The organism is Geomonas anaerohicana (assembly GCF_016458305.1).
In the GTDB taxonomy this organism is placed as follows: domain Bacteria; phylum Desulfobacterota; class Desulfuromonadia; order Geobacterales; family Geobacteraceae; genus Geomonas; species Geomonas anaerohicana.
Genome location: NZ_JAEMHL010000007.1, coordinates 20,151 through 32,361, shown reverse-complemented (window position 1 = coordinate 32,361; position 12,211 = coordinate 20,151). Strand labels below are relative to the sequence as shown.

The window sequence follows — 12,211 nt, the reverse complement described above, 5'->3', positions numbered from 1 at the left end:
GTAAAAGGTTAATTGGTGCAGCCGAGAACTTCCTTCGCGGTCCTTCTCCCCCAGCGGTCGGCTTCCAGCACTTCCTCGATGGAGTGCAGGTCGTGGGGGGTGTGCAGGTCCATCACTTTGGCGATGGTCTCCGAGATGGCCATGAAGCCGATTTTGCCGGCCAGAAAACTCTCCACGGCGATCTCGTTGGCGGCGTTCATCACCGCCGGCATGCTCTCCCCGGCCTGCACCGCGCCATAGGCAAGCTTCAGCGCCGGGAAGCGGTCGGTGTCGGGCTTTAAGAAGGTGAGCCCCGACAGCGCGGTGAGATCGAGCGGCTTGACCCCGGAGGCGACGCGCCCGGGATAGGTGAGCGCGTAGGCAATGGGCCCCTTCATGTCGGGTACGCCGAGCTGCGCCATGACGCTGCCATCGATGTACTCGACCATGGAGTGCACGATGCTCTGGGGGTGGATGTTGACCGCGATCCGTTCCACCGGGATGTCGAAGAGCCAGCGTGCTTCGATCACCTCCAGCCCCTTGTTCATCATGCTGGCCGAGTCCACGGTGATCTTTTTCCCCATGCTCCAGTTGGGGTGGTTCAGCGCGTCAGCCACGGTGGCGCTGGAGAGCTTCTCCTTGCCCCAGTGCAGAAAGGGGCCGCCCGAGGCGGTCAGGATGACCCGGGCGATGTCCTCGGCGCGATGCCCGGCCATGGACTGGAACACGGCGCAGTGTTCGCTGTCCACCGGGTACAGGCGCACGTTCTTTTCGCGCACCATCTTCATGATCAGGTGCCCGGCGGTGACCAGGGTCTCCTTGTTGGCCAGCGCCACATCCTTGCCGGCCATGATGGCCGCCGCGGTCGGCACGAGCCCTGCGGCACCGACGATGGCCGCTACCACCATCGTGGTGTCGGCGGCGGTGGCTGCCGCGATCAACCCTTCTACGCCGTGCATGATCTGGGGTTTTTTTCCGCCCAGGGAGCGGCTCAGCTCCTTGGCCTTGTCGGCGCAAAGTACCGAGACGAGGTCGGGCTTGAAGGTTTCGATCTGCTGCTTCAGAAGTTCCAGGTTGGACCCCGCGGTGAGCGCCACTACCCGGAACTTGTCCGGGTGCGCGGCAACGACCTCGAGAGTGCTTACCCCGATCGATCCTGTCGAGCCCAAAATGGTAAGATTTTTCATTTTCCCTCGCAGATGTCTCAAGTCAAGTGGCGCGGCAGGCTAACTAGCGGATTTTTTTGTCGAGTTCGCGCCCAAATACGCCGATGCAACCGGCCGGCGCGGCACTCGTCCCTAGAACAAATAAAAGGCGTAGTAGTAAGCTGCCGGCGCCGCAAACAAAATGGAATCGAGCCGGTCCAGGATGCCGCCGTGGCCGGGGATGATGGAGCCGGAGTCCTTCACGCCGCAACTGCGCTTGATGAGCGACTCGAACAGGTCGCCCAACTGCCCCAGCACCCCCAAAAGGAGGGCGGCAGCGAAGCAGTCGCCGATGGAGAGTTCCGGGAAGAAGGTGAACTTCACGATGATGGCGCCGATGACGCTGCCGCAGAGGCCACCCAGCGCCCCCTCGACGCTCTTCTTGGGGCTTACCGCCGGATAGAGGCGGTGCTTGCCCAGCGTGGAGCCGACGTAGTAGGCGGCGCTGTCGCCGGCCATGACGATCACCATGATCAGGAACAGCCAGGAAACCCCGTTGGGGAGCGACCTGACCAGTACCAGGTGCGCCAAAAGCAGCGGCACGTAGAGAAAGCCCATCAGTACCAGGGCGACGTCGGGGGCGGCCTGCTTGATGTCCTTGAGCCGGAACAGGGCGACCAGGGTGAAGCCAAGCACCAGGGCGGTCAGGGTAAAAAGCGGCAGCACCGGCGAGGCGGAGAAGACCGCGAAGACCGCGCCGGCGCCGGCAAGGGCGGCCGCCCTCCCTTCGCCGCGGCGCTGCGGCAGCGCCATGCGGTAAAACTCGTCCAGCCCCAGGAGGGCGAGCAGGGACACCAGCAGGGAGAACTGGAATACCGACGCCTTCAGGATGAAAACAATCACGAGGGGCAGCAGGACCGCTGCGGTGGCTAGTCGTTTGATGGCGGACTCCTTCGGGGCGAGCCCCGGGAATGGTCTAGGACGGCGTATCTACCAGCTGCTCGCTGGTCATGCCGAACCTGCGCTCTCTGGACTGGTAGTCGCGGAAAGCCCGCGCCAGCTCGTGTTTGTCGAAATCGGGCCAGTTGACCTCGGTGAAGTAAAGCTCGGCGTAGGCAAGCTGCCAGAGCAGGAAGTTGCTGATGCGCATCTCCCCGCTGGTCCTGATCAGGAGGTCCGGGTCTGGAATCCCGGTAGTGAAGAGCTTTCCGGTGAATGCCTTCTCGTCTATGTCATCGAGGGAGAGCTTCCCCGCAGCCACCTCGCCGGCCAGACGCTTGGCAGCCGCGACGATCTCCTGGCGGCTGCCGTAGGAGAGCGCCAGGGTGAGCAGCATGCCGTCGTTGCCCGCGGTCTTGTCGATGGTGGCCTGGATCTCCCGGTTCACGTCCTCGGGGAGGTCGGCCCGGTTGCCGATCACGTTGAAGCGGATGTTGTTCTGCATCATCCGTGCGGTTTCGCTGCGGATGTACTGCTTCAACAGCGCCATGAGCGCCTTGACCTCGGTCTTCGGCCTCAGCCAGTTCTCCGCAGAGAAGGCAAACAGGGTCAGGTAGCCGATCCCCAGGCGCGAACACTCCTCGACGATGACTCGTACGGTTTCAACACCTTTTTGATGCCCAACGATCCTGCGCAGCATGCGCTGCTTGGCCCAGCGGCCGTTGCCGTCCATGATCACGGCGAGGTGCTTCGGGAGTTTCTTGGGGTCTAAGCTGTGGTCCATGAGCATCCTGAAAACAAAAAATCCCCTTTGGATCGGGGGTTTCACTTGAGGGAGCGGCGGCGGACGGACGGGAAAGGCTCGGGGGGGAGTCGAGCTCCCCCCTGAGCTGTCGGTCCGTCAGACCTCCATTACCTCTTTTTCCTTGTGGGCCAGCACCTCGTCGCACTTGGCGACGTACTTGTTGGTGGAGTCCTGGACGTCCTTCTCGGCGCGCTTCAGCTCGTCCTCGGAGATCTGCTTGTCCTTTTCGAGCTTCTTCAGCTTGTCGATGGCGTCGCGGCGGATGTTCCTCAAGGCGACCTTGGCCTCCTCGGCGTCGCGCTTCAGCTGCTTCACGATGTCCTTGCGGCGCTCCTCGGTAAGCGGCGGGAGGATCAGGCGGATCACCTTGCCGTCGTTGGCCGGGGTGAGCCCCAGGTTGGAGTTCATGATCGCCTTCTCGATGGGGCCGATCATCTTGTTGTCCCAGGGCGAGATGGTGATGGTGCGCGCCTCCGGGACGGCAAGGGAGGCCACCTGGTTCAGCGGCGACGGCGTCCCGTAGGAATCGACCTTGATCTCGTCCAGGAGCGCGGTACTGGCGCGTCCGGTACGGACCTTCTGGTAGTCCTTCCTCAGAGAATCTATGGTCTTGTCCATATGGACGTTCATATCGGCAATGACATCCTTGATCATGCTATTCTCCTTCTTTGACGAGGGTGCCGATCGGCTCGCCGTTGACAACCCGCACGACATTGCCGTCGGTCGTCACGTCGAACACGATGATCGGAAGGCTGTTGTCCATGCACAGCGAGATCGCGGTGGCGTCCATCACCTGGAGCCCCTTCCTGAGCACTTCCAGGTAGCTGAGCGTGTCGTACTTGGTGGCGTTTTTGTCCTTGTTGGGGTCGGCCGAGTAGACGCCGTCCACCTTGGTCCCCTTGAGGATGACGTCGGCGCCGATCTCCATGGCCCTGAGGCTCGCCGCGGTGTCGGTGGTGAAGTAGGGGTTGCCGGTGCCGGCACCGAAGATGACCACCCTCCCCTTCTCCAGGTGCCTGATGGCACGCCGGCGGATGTAGGGCTCGGCCACCTCGGCCATGCCGATGGCGGACTGGACGCGGGTGTCGACGCCGACCTTCTCCAGGGCGTCCTGCATGGCGAGGGAGTTGATCATGGTGGCCAGCATGCCCATGTAGTCGGCGCTGGCGCGATCCATCCCCTTGGAGGAGGCAGCGACACCGCGGAAGATGTTGCCGCCGCCGATCACCAGGCACAGCTCGACGCCCAGATCCACCACCTGCTTCACCTCGCGGGCGATCGCGGTAATGGTGTTGGGGTCGATGCCGTACCCCTGCTCGCCGCCCAGGGCCTCGCCGGAAAGCTTCAGAAGTACTCTTTTGTAATACGGTTCTGCCATCGTAGTCACCTTGCCTTTTCTTGACGGCAAAAAGCCTTTACGCAGAACAGGTTCCGCAGCGGCGAACCGCGTGCGGTGCGCCCGCCGGGGCGAGACTCTCCCGCGCAGCGCCTTTTGCCTTGCTGCAGATAAAAAAAGAGCCGCCCATTTTCATGGCCGGCTCCGTTTGGAACGTGTTACACGCCGGCCGCCGCGGCGACCTCTGCCGCGAAATCGTTCTCCTTCTTGGCGAGGCCTTCGCCCAGTACGAACTTGGCGAAGCGACGGATGCTCATGTTCTCGCCGATGGAAGCGATGGTCTCGTTGAGGACGGTCTGGATGGTCTTGTCCGGGTCCTTCACGTAGGCCTGCTCGAGGAGGCAGATGTCGCCGAAGAACTTGTTGATCTGGCCGTCGAGGATCTTCTCGATGATGGCCGCCGGCTTGCCGCTCTCCTTGGCCTTCTCGCGGTAGATGGCCTTCTCGCGCTCGATGAGCTCTTCAGGCACTTCCTCGCGGCGGACGTACAGCGGGGAGGCTGCGGCGATGTGCATCGCGATGTCCTTCACGAAAGCCTGGAAGTTCTCGTTCTTGGCAACGAAGTCGGTCTCGCAGTTGACTTCGACCAGGACGCCGATCTTGCCGCCGGCGTGGATGTAAGAGCCAACCAGGCCCTCGGTGGCGGCGCGGCCAGCCTTCTTGGAGGCGGCAGCCAGACCCTTGGTACGCAGGTAGTCGATCGCCTTCTCGTGATCACCGTTGGTTTCGGTCAGGGCCTTCTTGCAGTCCATGAGGCCGGCGCCGGTTGCTTTCCTGAGTTCGTTTACCTGTGCAGCTGTAATGCTCACGTTATCCTCCACAGTCACCCGCGCCTTGGCGGCGCGGGTTTCTTAGTCATTGTGTTATTGAAAGGTGGTGCGGTTGCCGCGGATGGGGAGGTTTAGGCCTCTGCGGTAACCTCTTCAGTGACTTCCTCGCCCTCGGTGGAGAACTCTTCCTCGGCGCCGGTCTGGAGACGGGCGTTGCGAGCCTGGCCACCCTCGAGTACTGCGTCAGCCATCTTGCTGGTCAAGAGGCGGATGGCGCGGATAGCGTCGTCGTTGCCCGGGATGACGTAGTTGATGTCGTCCGGATCGCAGTTGGTGTCCACGATGGCGACGACCGGGATGCCGAGTTTCTTGGCTTCGCTGACGGCGATTTCTTCGTTCTTCGGGTCAACCACGAACAGCACGCCCGGGACCTTGCCCATGCCCTTGATGCCGCCCAGGGTCTTCTCGAGCTTCTCGCGCTCTTTAGCGAGTTTGAGCTGCTCTTTCTTGGTGTAAGCCTCGATGGTGCCGTCAGCGATCATGGCGTCGAGACGCTTGAGGCGGTCGATGCTCTGCTTTACGGTAGCGAAGTTGGTGAGCATGCCGCCCAGCCAACGGTCGTTGACGTAGAACTGCCCGCAGCGCTGTGCCTCTTCAGCCACGGAATCCTGGGCCTGCTTCTTGGTGCCGACGAAGAGGATGGTCTCGCCAGCCTGGGCCGCGTCGGTGACGAAGCTGTAGGCGTTTTTGAAGAGCCTTACGGTCTTCTGCAGGTCGATGATGTAGATCCCGTTACGAGCGCCGAAGATGTACGGCTTCATTTTCGGGTTCCATCTCTTGGTCTGGTGTCCGAAGTGGACGCCGGCTTCCAGCAGTTCTTTCATGGTGATGTTCGACATTTTTGCTTCTCCTTTTGGTTTTCCCTCCGCCACCCATCGATGCCGGAACCCGCATTGCGGGCACCACCGGCATAGCTGCAGTGACGTGCGAATTTTAAACAGCAAACTTATATAGCACAGGGGAGAAACGAAGGCAAGGCGAAAACCGCCTCACGCAAAGACGCAAAGGCGCAAAGCAAATCACTCTAACAGGGATAAAAGCGGATAACAGGGATACAGCAAATCAAGCCTTCACACTGCGGATCCCATTCTTCCCATTCTTCCCATTCTTCCCATTCTTCCCATTCTTCCCATTCTTCCCATTCTTCCCATTCTTCCCATTCTTCCCTTCACCCTCCAGTCTAACCCACAGTCGATCTTTCCTCTGCCAGTTGCCAGAAAGCCTTCACACTTGGGCGCTGCAGGTTTCTCTTGCTGGTGCAAAGCCCGACCTCGTAAGGTTTCAACACGGGGGCGTTCCCCAGCACAACCACCTCGTCCCTGAACGGACTGCGCTCCAGCACCAGTTGCGGCACGATGCCGACGCCGCAGCCAAGGCGCACCATGGCGATGATTGCCTCGTTACCGGACACCTCCGAAGTGATGTTGGGAGTGATGCGATGCTCCTTGAGCCACTGGTCCAGGCGCCTGCGTGAAAGACCCGTCTGCGGCAGCACCAGCGGCGCGCGGGAGAGATCCAGGAGTTGCCCCTTGACCGGGACCTCGACCGCACCCGACTGCCGGGGCGCTATAAAGATAAGGGGGATGGTCACGATGGGAAGGAACTGTATGTTCGAGCGCGGCCCGTCCGGGAAGGCCGCCACGGCCAGATCGATCTCCCCGCTTTGCACCTGTGCCACCGCCTGTTCCGCCGCACCGGTTCTCAATTCCAGTTGCACCTCCGGGTACTTCACCCGGTAGGCCTCCAGCAGTTCCGGCAGGAGGCTGTAGACCGCCGTGATGGAAGCGTATATAGATAAGGAGCCAGCCACGGTCTGCTCGTTCCTCATCGAGGAGCGCAGCCCTTGCCACTCGTTCAGGCAAAGGCGTGCGTAGGCCTTCAAGCGCTCTCCCGCCGGAGACAAGGTAACTGTCCGGTTGTCGCGCAGAAAAAGCGGTTGTTCCAACTCCTCCTCCATGCGCTGGATGGTGCGTGTCAGCGCCGACGGGCTCAAGTTGCACGCCTGGCTCGCCCGTCCGAAATGCTTAAGCTCTGCCACCGTAAGAAAAATTTCCAGCTCCCGCAAATCCATTCAGCCCCCCATAACTCCCATGATTCCCAGGTCTCCCACGACTCCAGTACCACCGCCTCCACATTGCGCCACACGCAACACAATATGCACAACAAATCAATTTACGCAATGTGAAATTTAGTATACATTCGCCACACTTTCACACCGCCAACCGCCAGCAACGACATCACACCATATATTCAGGAGGGAACAATGGGACAGAACTACTTCAACACCCTGCCGCTGCGCCGCCAGCTTCAGGAACTGGGCACCTGCCGCTTCATGGACGCTTCCGAGTTCGCCAACGGCTGCGAGTACGTCAAAGGCAAGAAAATCGTCATCGTGGGCTGCGGCGCACAGGGCCTCAACCAGGGCCTCAACATGCGTGACAGCGGTCTCGACGTCTCCTACACCCTCCGTAAAGAGGCCATCGAGCAGAAGCGCCAGTCCTACCAGAACGCAGTGGACAACGGCTTCAAAGTCGGCTCCTACGAGGAACTGCTCCCCAGCGCCGACATCGTCATGAACCTCGCCCCGGACAAGCAGCACAGCAACGTCGTGGCAACGGTCATCCCGTTCATGAAGCAGGGCGCCGTATTCAGCTACGCCCACGGCTTCAACATCGTGGAAGAAGGGACCCAGATCCGCAAGGACCTGACCGTCATCATGGTGGCCCCGAAGTGCCCGGGTTCCGAGGTGCGCGCCGAGTACAAGCGCGGCTTCGGCGTTCCGACCCTCATCGCCGTCCACGGCGAGAACGACCCCAACGGCGACGGCCTCGAGATTGCCAAGGCCATTGCCTCCGCCCAAGGCGGTGACCGCGCCGGCGTGCTCGAGTCCTCCTTCGTCGCCGAGGTGAAATCCGACCTCATGGGTGAGCAGACCATCCTCTGCGGCATGCTGCAGGCTGGCGCTCTCCTCTGCTTCGACAAGATGACCCAGAACGGCATCGCCGCTCCCTACGCGGTCAAGCTGATCCAGTACGGCTGGGAGACCATCACCGAAGCCCTCAAGCACGGCGGCATCACCAACATGATGGATCGCCTTTCCAACCCGGCCAAGCTGGTCGCCTTCAAGCTGGCCTCCGAGCTGAAGGACATCATGCGTCCCCTGTTCCAGAAGCACATGGACGACATCATGAGCGGCGAGTTCTCCCGCACCATGATGGAGGACTGGGCCAACGACGACGTGAAACTCCTCACCTGGCGCGAGCAGACCGGCCAGACCGCGTTCGAGAAGACCGAGGGTGCCGGCGAGATCTCCGAGCAGGAGTACTTCGACAAGGCCATTCTCATGGTCGCCATGGTGAAGGCCGGCGTCGAGCTCGCTTTCGAGACCATGGTGCAGACCGGCATCGAGCCGGAGAGCGCCTACTACGAGTCGCTGCACGAGACCCCGCTCATCGCCAACACCATCGCAAGGAAGAAGCTGTACGAGATGAACCGCGTCATCTCCGACACCGCCGAGTACGGCTGCTACCTCTTCTCCCACGCCTGCGTACCGCTGCTCGCTGATTTCATGAGCAAGGTCGGCACCGACGTAATCGGCAAAGGACTCGACGTCAAGGACAACAGCGTTGACAACCAGCTGCTGGTCGCCGTGAACGCCGAGATCCGCAGCCACCTGGTCGAAGAAGTAGGCGCCGAACTGCGCGCCGCCATGAAAGGCATGCAGAAGATCGTGTAAGACCTCTGAAGGAAAAGCAGGAAATAGAAAAGGCGCTCTCACGAGCGCCTTTTTTTATGCCAGATGATTGTTTTTTTAAACCCTTGCCCCAAGCACATATGGTCTACGAAGGAATGAAAGAGTAAATCACGTCCCCCCCTTTCACGAAGGGGGGACAGGGGGGATTTGCTTCTACTTAATAGTTCCTATCCACCTACTGCCCAATGGGAACCGACTGCGCCTCCGATGTCGACGCCGTCGGAGCATGGGTCGCCTCCAGTATGGTGCTCAGCAGATAAACCATCGGCTTGATCACCGTTTCGTCACTCCAATAGGCGGAGTGGTTGGCAGGATTCCACGAGGTAAGGATGTTACCGACGCTGACCTCGATATCCTCGGACACCGTCGCGGAATAGCTGGTACTGAGCGGCTTCAGGGGCCACCCCAGCACGTCGTCGGAATCGTAGAGGTTCAGCCACCTCGCCTTTTTCCTGAGCGGTTCGGCAAGCGTTGGCGGCGGGAACTCGATGCAGGCGAGATTTTCCTTGTCCACGCAGAAAAGCGGAATATTGCTACCCAGCGTCACCAGGCCGGTCAGCGTTTCCATGCGCTCAAAGGGCGTGCCCCCGTAGCGCTCCTGGTCGTAGCCCTTCTGACGGTCCCAGATGTAGTTGGACATGAATACCGACCCCACCGAATGCGCCACGACGATCAGAGGCTTGTCCTGATCGCCTAGCTTAGCCCGCAGTTGCTGGATGCCCTGGTGTACAATGCCGTGGATCCTCTGATAGAGGCTGTCGGGCCGGTTGCCGGAAGCATGGTATGAGCTCATGGTGCCGAAGGCGTTCAGGAAGAACTTGCGCAGCTTGGCCCAATTGAGGTCATTGTTCGCCGCCAGGTCGACCCAGATCTGGTGCTCCCTGGCCGACAGTAGCGGAGCCCAGTAGACCCCCTGCCAGGCAATCTCATCGCGGTTCAAGCCGCGCCCCGAGATCCTCTCACGCAGTTCGTAGACCATGTCATGAGCGAAATCGTCGGCCAAAGTCCCCATACCATGCACAAGCAGCACCCCAACTTTCTTGTTCATGTGTGCCCCCTTTCGCGCCCATCCATTGGACAGGCGCCCCACGTAACGCCGCGCCAGTGGTTGCTTCCGCCCCTGCGGAACCGCCCGCAGCAAGGCGCACCACCCAGTCTTTAATGTGATTACACAAATATAACGAGATAATTCGAGGGCGCAACCATGCCCCGCACATGGGGGGGCAAAGACTCAACGCAGGCGCGGAGGCGCGAAAGGCTTCTGAAGCCGGGCCTCGTGTTACACGTTTCGTGCTTTACCTTTGCGTCATGGCGCCTTGGCGCCTTTGGGTTGAAGGTTTTACTGCTTGACCGAGGTACCACACGGCATCCTGCTACATTTCTAGAAAAACCTTGTCATTCTGACGGGAAAAAAGTAGTCTGCGCGAAGCAAAAGGATCCCTTCAAGGAGTTACTACATGAAACATCTCGTAAATCTTCTTTCGCTGTTCTTCGTCTTCGCCCTGCTGACGGCGCACCAGGTTGGTGCTGCGGACGCCAAGCCCAAAGAGATCCCGCTTTCGGGCAAGGTGCTGGAGACCATGGACGGCGGCGGTTATACCTACGTCAACCTGCAGAACGGCGCGGAAAAGGTGTGGGTTGCCATCCCGCTCACGAAGGTAAAAGTGGGGCAGCAGTTGTCTCTCATGCCCGGCTTCGAGATGAAGAACTTCACCAGCAAAGGTTTGAACCGCAAGTTCGACAGGGTAATCTTCTCGGGCGGACTCGCCAACGCCGATAAGATCGAGATGAGTCCCGCTGCCATCAAGGCGGTTCACCAGGGAGTCCCGGGAGCGCAGAAAGGTGCTCCGGCAGCCAAAGCGGCACCGGCCGCTACCGCTGCACCGGCGGCAGCAGCTCCCGCAGCGGTCGCCAAGAATCAGAAGGTCACCAAGGCCAAGGGCGCCAACGCCTACACCATCGCCGAGATCTACGCCAAGAGCAAGAAGCTTGAGAAAAAGCCGGTTGTCGTCCGTGGGCGCGTGGTGAGGGTATCGCAGAAAATCATGAAGAGGAACTGGATCCATTTGGCGGATGGCACCGGATCGAGCGCCAAGAAGACCGACGACCTGGTGGTCACTTCGAAGGACCTGCCCAAGGAAGGGGACGTGGTGACCGTTTCCGGCACCCTTTACAACAATCTCGACTTCGGCTCCGGCTACCGCTACAACGTCCTGGTCCAGGACGCCAAGTTCAAGAAGTAAATGAGATCTGATCTTCGGGTGGAGGCGTCCACAATCCCCTCTCCCTCTGGGAGAGGGCTAGGGTGAGGGATCTGGTGCGAGACGGCCTCCCCTCACCCGCCCTTCGGGCACCCTCTCCCAAGGGGAGAGGGGTCCAGCAGAAGATGGTCGCTAACCAGGCAAAGTAATACCGCTACCCTCTCCTGCTCCTCACTTCCTCGTTGAACTTCCGCATGTTGCCGCTCACCTCGCCGGTGAGCGCAAAGTAGTCGTCAATCGCCCGTCCCAGCAGGAACTCCGCCTCATGCCTCACGTCCATGTGCACGTACAGTTCGGTCTCGTGCGCCGCTACAACCTCCCCCTGCACTCGTGCCTTGGCTGGACGCAGCAGTTCCAACACCGACCTGAACAGGCTTTGCCTCTCGCCGGGCTCACGCAGCCGCAGCAGCTCCCCAAAGATCTCCTCGGCGGCCCCGGCCAACGTGATGACGCTGAAGAGGTCCTTCTGCGCGAAGTATAGCAAGAGCGCCGTCTCCACCTGCCTCGTGGCGATTTCCTGCTTGTGGTGTTTCTCGATGTTCACGGCTCCCCCAGGGCGGCAACCATGCCGCCAAACGTAAAAGGGCCGCACTCCCTGGAGAGGCGGCCCTTCATTATTACAGAAACTGCGGATTTTGCAGCAAGACCTAAGCCTTGGTAACCACGACCTTCAGGGTAGCGGCAACTTCCGGGTGGAGTTTCACGGCAGCGGTGAACTCGCCCAGGTGCTTGATCGGCTCGTCAAGCACGATGCGCTTGCGATCGACTTCCACGCCGGCGGCTTTCAACTGCTCGGCCAGTTCCATGTTGGTGACAGCGCCGAAGAGCTTGTCGTCAGCACCAGCCTGGTGAGCGATGGAAAGGGTGATGCCCTCGATCTTGGCTGCGATCAGCTTGGCAGCTTCGAGGACCTTGTTTTTCTTGTACTCGAGGTGACGCTTGGCGTGCTCGAGAGCCTTGGCGTTCTTCTCGGTGGCCTCGATGGCGAAGCCTTTCGGGAGCAGGTAGTTCCTGGCGTAGCCCGGTGCTACTTTGACGATGTCGCCGATGTTGCCGAGGTGCTCAACGTTTTCTTTGAGAATGACCTTCATGTGTTGCCTCC

At 60.5% G+C, this 12,211-nt stretch carries 13 protein-coding genes; 2 read left to right on the top strand and 11 right to left on the bottom strand.

Features of this window, described 5'->3' with window-relative positions; translation table 11 throughout:
• Nucleotides 1-8: 8 nt before the first annotated feature.
• The 8 genes from JFN91_RS13695 to ilvY form a co-directional block, all read right to left on the bottom strand.
• Nucleotides 9-1,166, bottom strand: a complete 1,158-nt coding sequence (locus JFN91_RS13695) for a 1-deoxy-D-xylulose-5-phosphate reductoisomerase (RefSeq protein ID WP_199389750.1) — start codon at nt 1,164-1,166, stop codon at nt 9-11.
• Between the two features lie 111 nt (nt 1,167-1,277).
• On the bottom strand, nt 1,278-2,066 hold the full coding sequence (locus JFN91_RS13690; protein WP_199389943.1) for a phosphatidate cytidylyltransferase: 789 nt from the start codon (nt 2,064-2,066) through the stop codon (nt 1,278-1,280).
• Between the two features lie 34 nt (nt 2,067-2,100).
• Nucleotides 2,101-2,847, bottom strand: coding sequence for an isoprenyl transferase (locus JFN91_RS13685; protein WP_199389749.1), 747 nt, complete (start codon nt 2,845-2,847; stop codon nt 2,101-2,103).
• A gap of 117 nt (nt 2,848-2,964) precedes the next feature.
• Entirely contained in the window at nt 2,965-3,522 is a 558-nt protein-coding gene (gene frr / locus JFN91_RS13680; RefSeq protein WP_199389748.1) for a ribosome recycling factor, read from the bottom strand.
• Between the two features lies 1 nt (nt 3,523).
• On the bottom strand, nt 3,524-4,246 hold the full coding sequence (gene pyrH, locus JFN91_RS13675; protein ID WP_199389747.1) for a UMP kinase: 723 nt from the start codon (nt 4,244-4,246) through the stop codon (nt 3,524-3,526).
• Between the two features lie 176 nt (nt 4,247-4,422).
• Nucleotides 4,423-5,073 (bottom strand): translation elongation factor Ts, encoded by a 651-nt coding sequence (gene tsf / locus JFN91_RS13670; RefSeq protein ID WP_199389746.1) that lies wholly within the window; start codon nt 5,071-5,073, stop codon nt 4,423-4,425.
• Between the two features lie 92 nt (nt 5,074-5,165).
• Nucleotides 5,166-5,933, bottom strand: a complete 768-nt coding sequence (gene rpsB / locus JFN91_RS13665) for a 30S ribosomal protein S2 (protein ID WP_199389745.1) — start codon at nt 5,931-5,933, stop codon at nt 5,166-5,168.
• A 341-nt stretch (nt 5,934-6,274) separates the two neighbouring features.
• Nucleotides 6,275-7,165, bottom strand: coding sequence for an HTH-type transcriptional activator IlvY (ilvY, locus tag JFN91_RS13660; protein WP_199389744.1), 891 nt, complete (start codon nt 7,163-7,165; stop codon nt 6,275-6,277).
• Between the two features lie 192 nt (nt 7,166-7,357).
• Between ilvY and ilvC the strand changes: the two genes are divergently transcribed.
• On the top strand, nt 7,358-8,830 hold the full coding sequence (gene ilvC, locus JFN91_RS13655; RefSeq protein WP_199389743.1) for a ketol-acid reductoisomerase: 1,473 nt from the start codon (nt 7,358-7,360) through the stop codon (nt 8,828-8,830).
• Between the two features lie 193 nt (nt 8,831-9,023).
• Here the strand turns inward: ilvC and JFN91_RS13650 are convergent, their stop codons facing one another.
• Nucleotides 9,024-9,896, bottom strand: coding sequence for a hypothetical protein (locus tag JFN91_RS13650; RefSeq protein WP_199389742.1), 873 nt, complete (start codon nt 9,894-9,896; stop codon nt 9,024-9,026).
• Between the two features lie 409 nt (nt 9,897-10,305).
• Here JFN91_RS13650 and JFN91_RS13645 point away from each other — a divergent pair, with 409 nt between their 5' ends.
• On the top strand, nt 10,306-11,091 hold the full coding sequence (locus tag JFN91_RS13645; protein WP_199389741.1) for a DNA-binding protein: 786 nt from the start codon (nt 10,306-10,308) through the stop codon (nt 11,089-11,091).
• Nucleotides 11,092-11,263: 172 nt separating this feature from the next.
• Here the strand turns inward: JFN91_RS13645 and JFN91_RS13640 are convergent, their stop codons facing one another.
• A complete protein-coding gene (locus tag JFN91_RS13640; protein ID WP_199389740.1) occupies nt 11,264-11,653 on the bottom strand; it encodes a hypothetical protein in 390 nt (129 codons plus the stop codon).
• Between the two features lie 103 nt (nt 11,654-11,756).
• Complete coding sequence (gene rplI, locus JFN91_RS13635; protein WP_183350610.1) at nt 11,757-12,200, bottom strand: 50S ribosomal protein L9; 444 nt, start codon at nt 12,198-12,200, stop codon at nt 11,757-11,759.
• Between the last annotated feature and the right edge of the window lie 11 nt (nt 12,201-12,211).

Bases quoted from the DNA above. Each gene is read 5' to 3' on its own strand.
- JFN91_RS13695 (WP_199389750.1), bottom strand. From the start codon at position 1,166: ATGAAAAATCTTACCATTTTGGGCTCGACAGGATCGATCGGGGTAAGC.
- JFN91_RS13685 (WP_199389749.1), bottom strand. From the start codon at position 2,847: ATGGACCACAGCTTAGACCCCAAGAAACTCCCGAAGCACCTCGCCGTG.
- frr (WP_199389748.1), bottom strand. From the start codon at position 3,522: ATGATCAAGGATGTCATTGCCGATATGAACGTCCATATGGACAAGACC.
- pyrH (WP_199389747.1), bottom strand. From the start codon at position 4,246: ATGGCAGAACCGTATTACAAAAGAGTACTTCTGAAGCTTTCCGGCGAG.
- rpsB (WP_199389745.1), bottom strand. From the start codon at position 5,933: ATGTCGAACATCACCATGAAAGAACTGCTGGAAGCCGGCGTCCACTTC.
- ilvY (WP_199389744.1), bottom strand. From the start codon at position 7,165: ATGGATTTGCGGGAGCTGGAAATTTTTCTTACGGTGGCAGAGCTTAAG.
- ilvC (WP_199389743.1), top strand. From the start codon at position 7,358: ATGGGACAGAACTACTTCAACACCCTGCCGCTGCGCCGCCAGCTTCAG.
- JFN91_RS13650 (WP_199389742.1), bottom strand. From the start codon at position 9,896: ATGAACAAGAAAGTTGGGGTGCTGCTTGTGCATGGTATGGGGACTTTG.
- JFN91_RS13645 (WP_199389741.1), top strand. From the start codon at position 10,306: ATGAAACATCTCGTAAATCTTCTTTCGCTGTTCTTCGTCTTCGCCCTG.
- rplI (WP_183350610.1), bottom strand. From the start codon at position 12,200: ATGAAGGTCATTCTCAAAGAAAACGTTGAGCACCTCGGCAACATCGGC.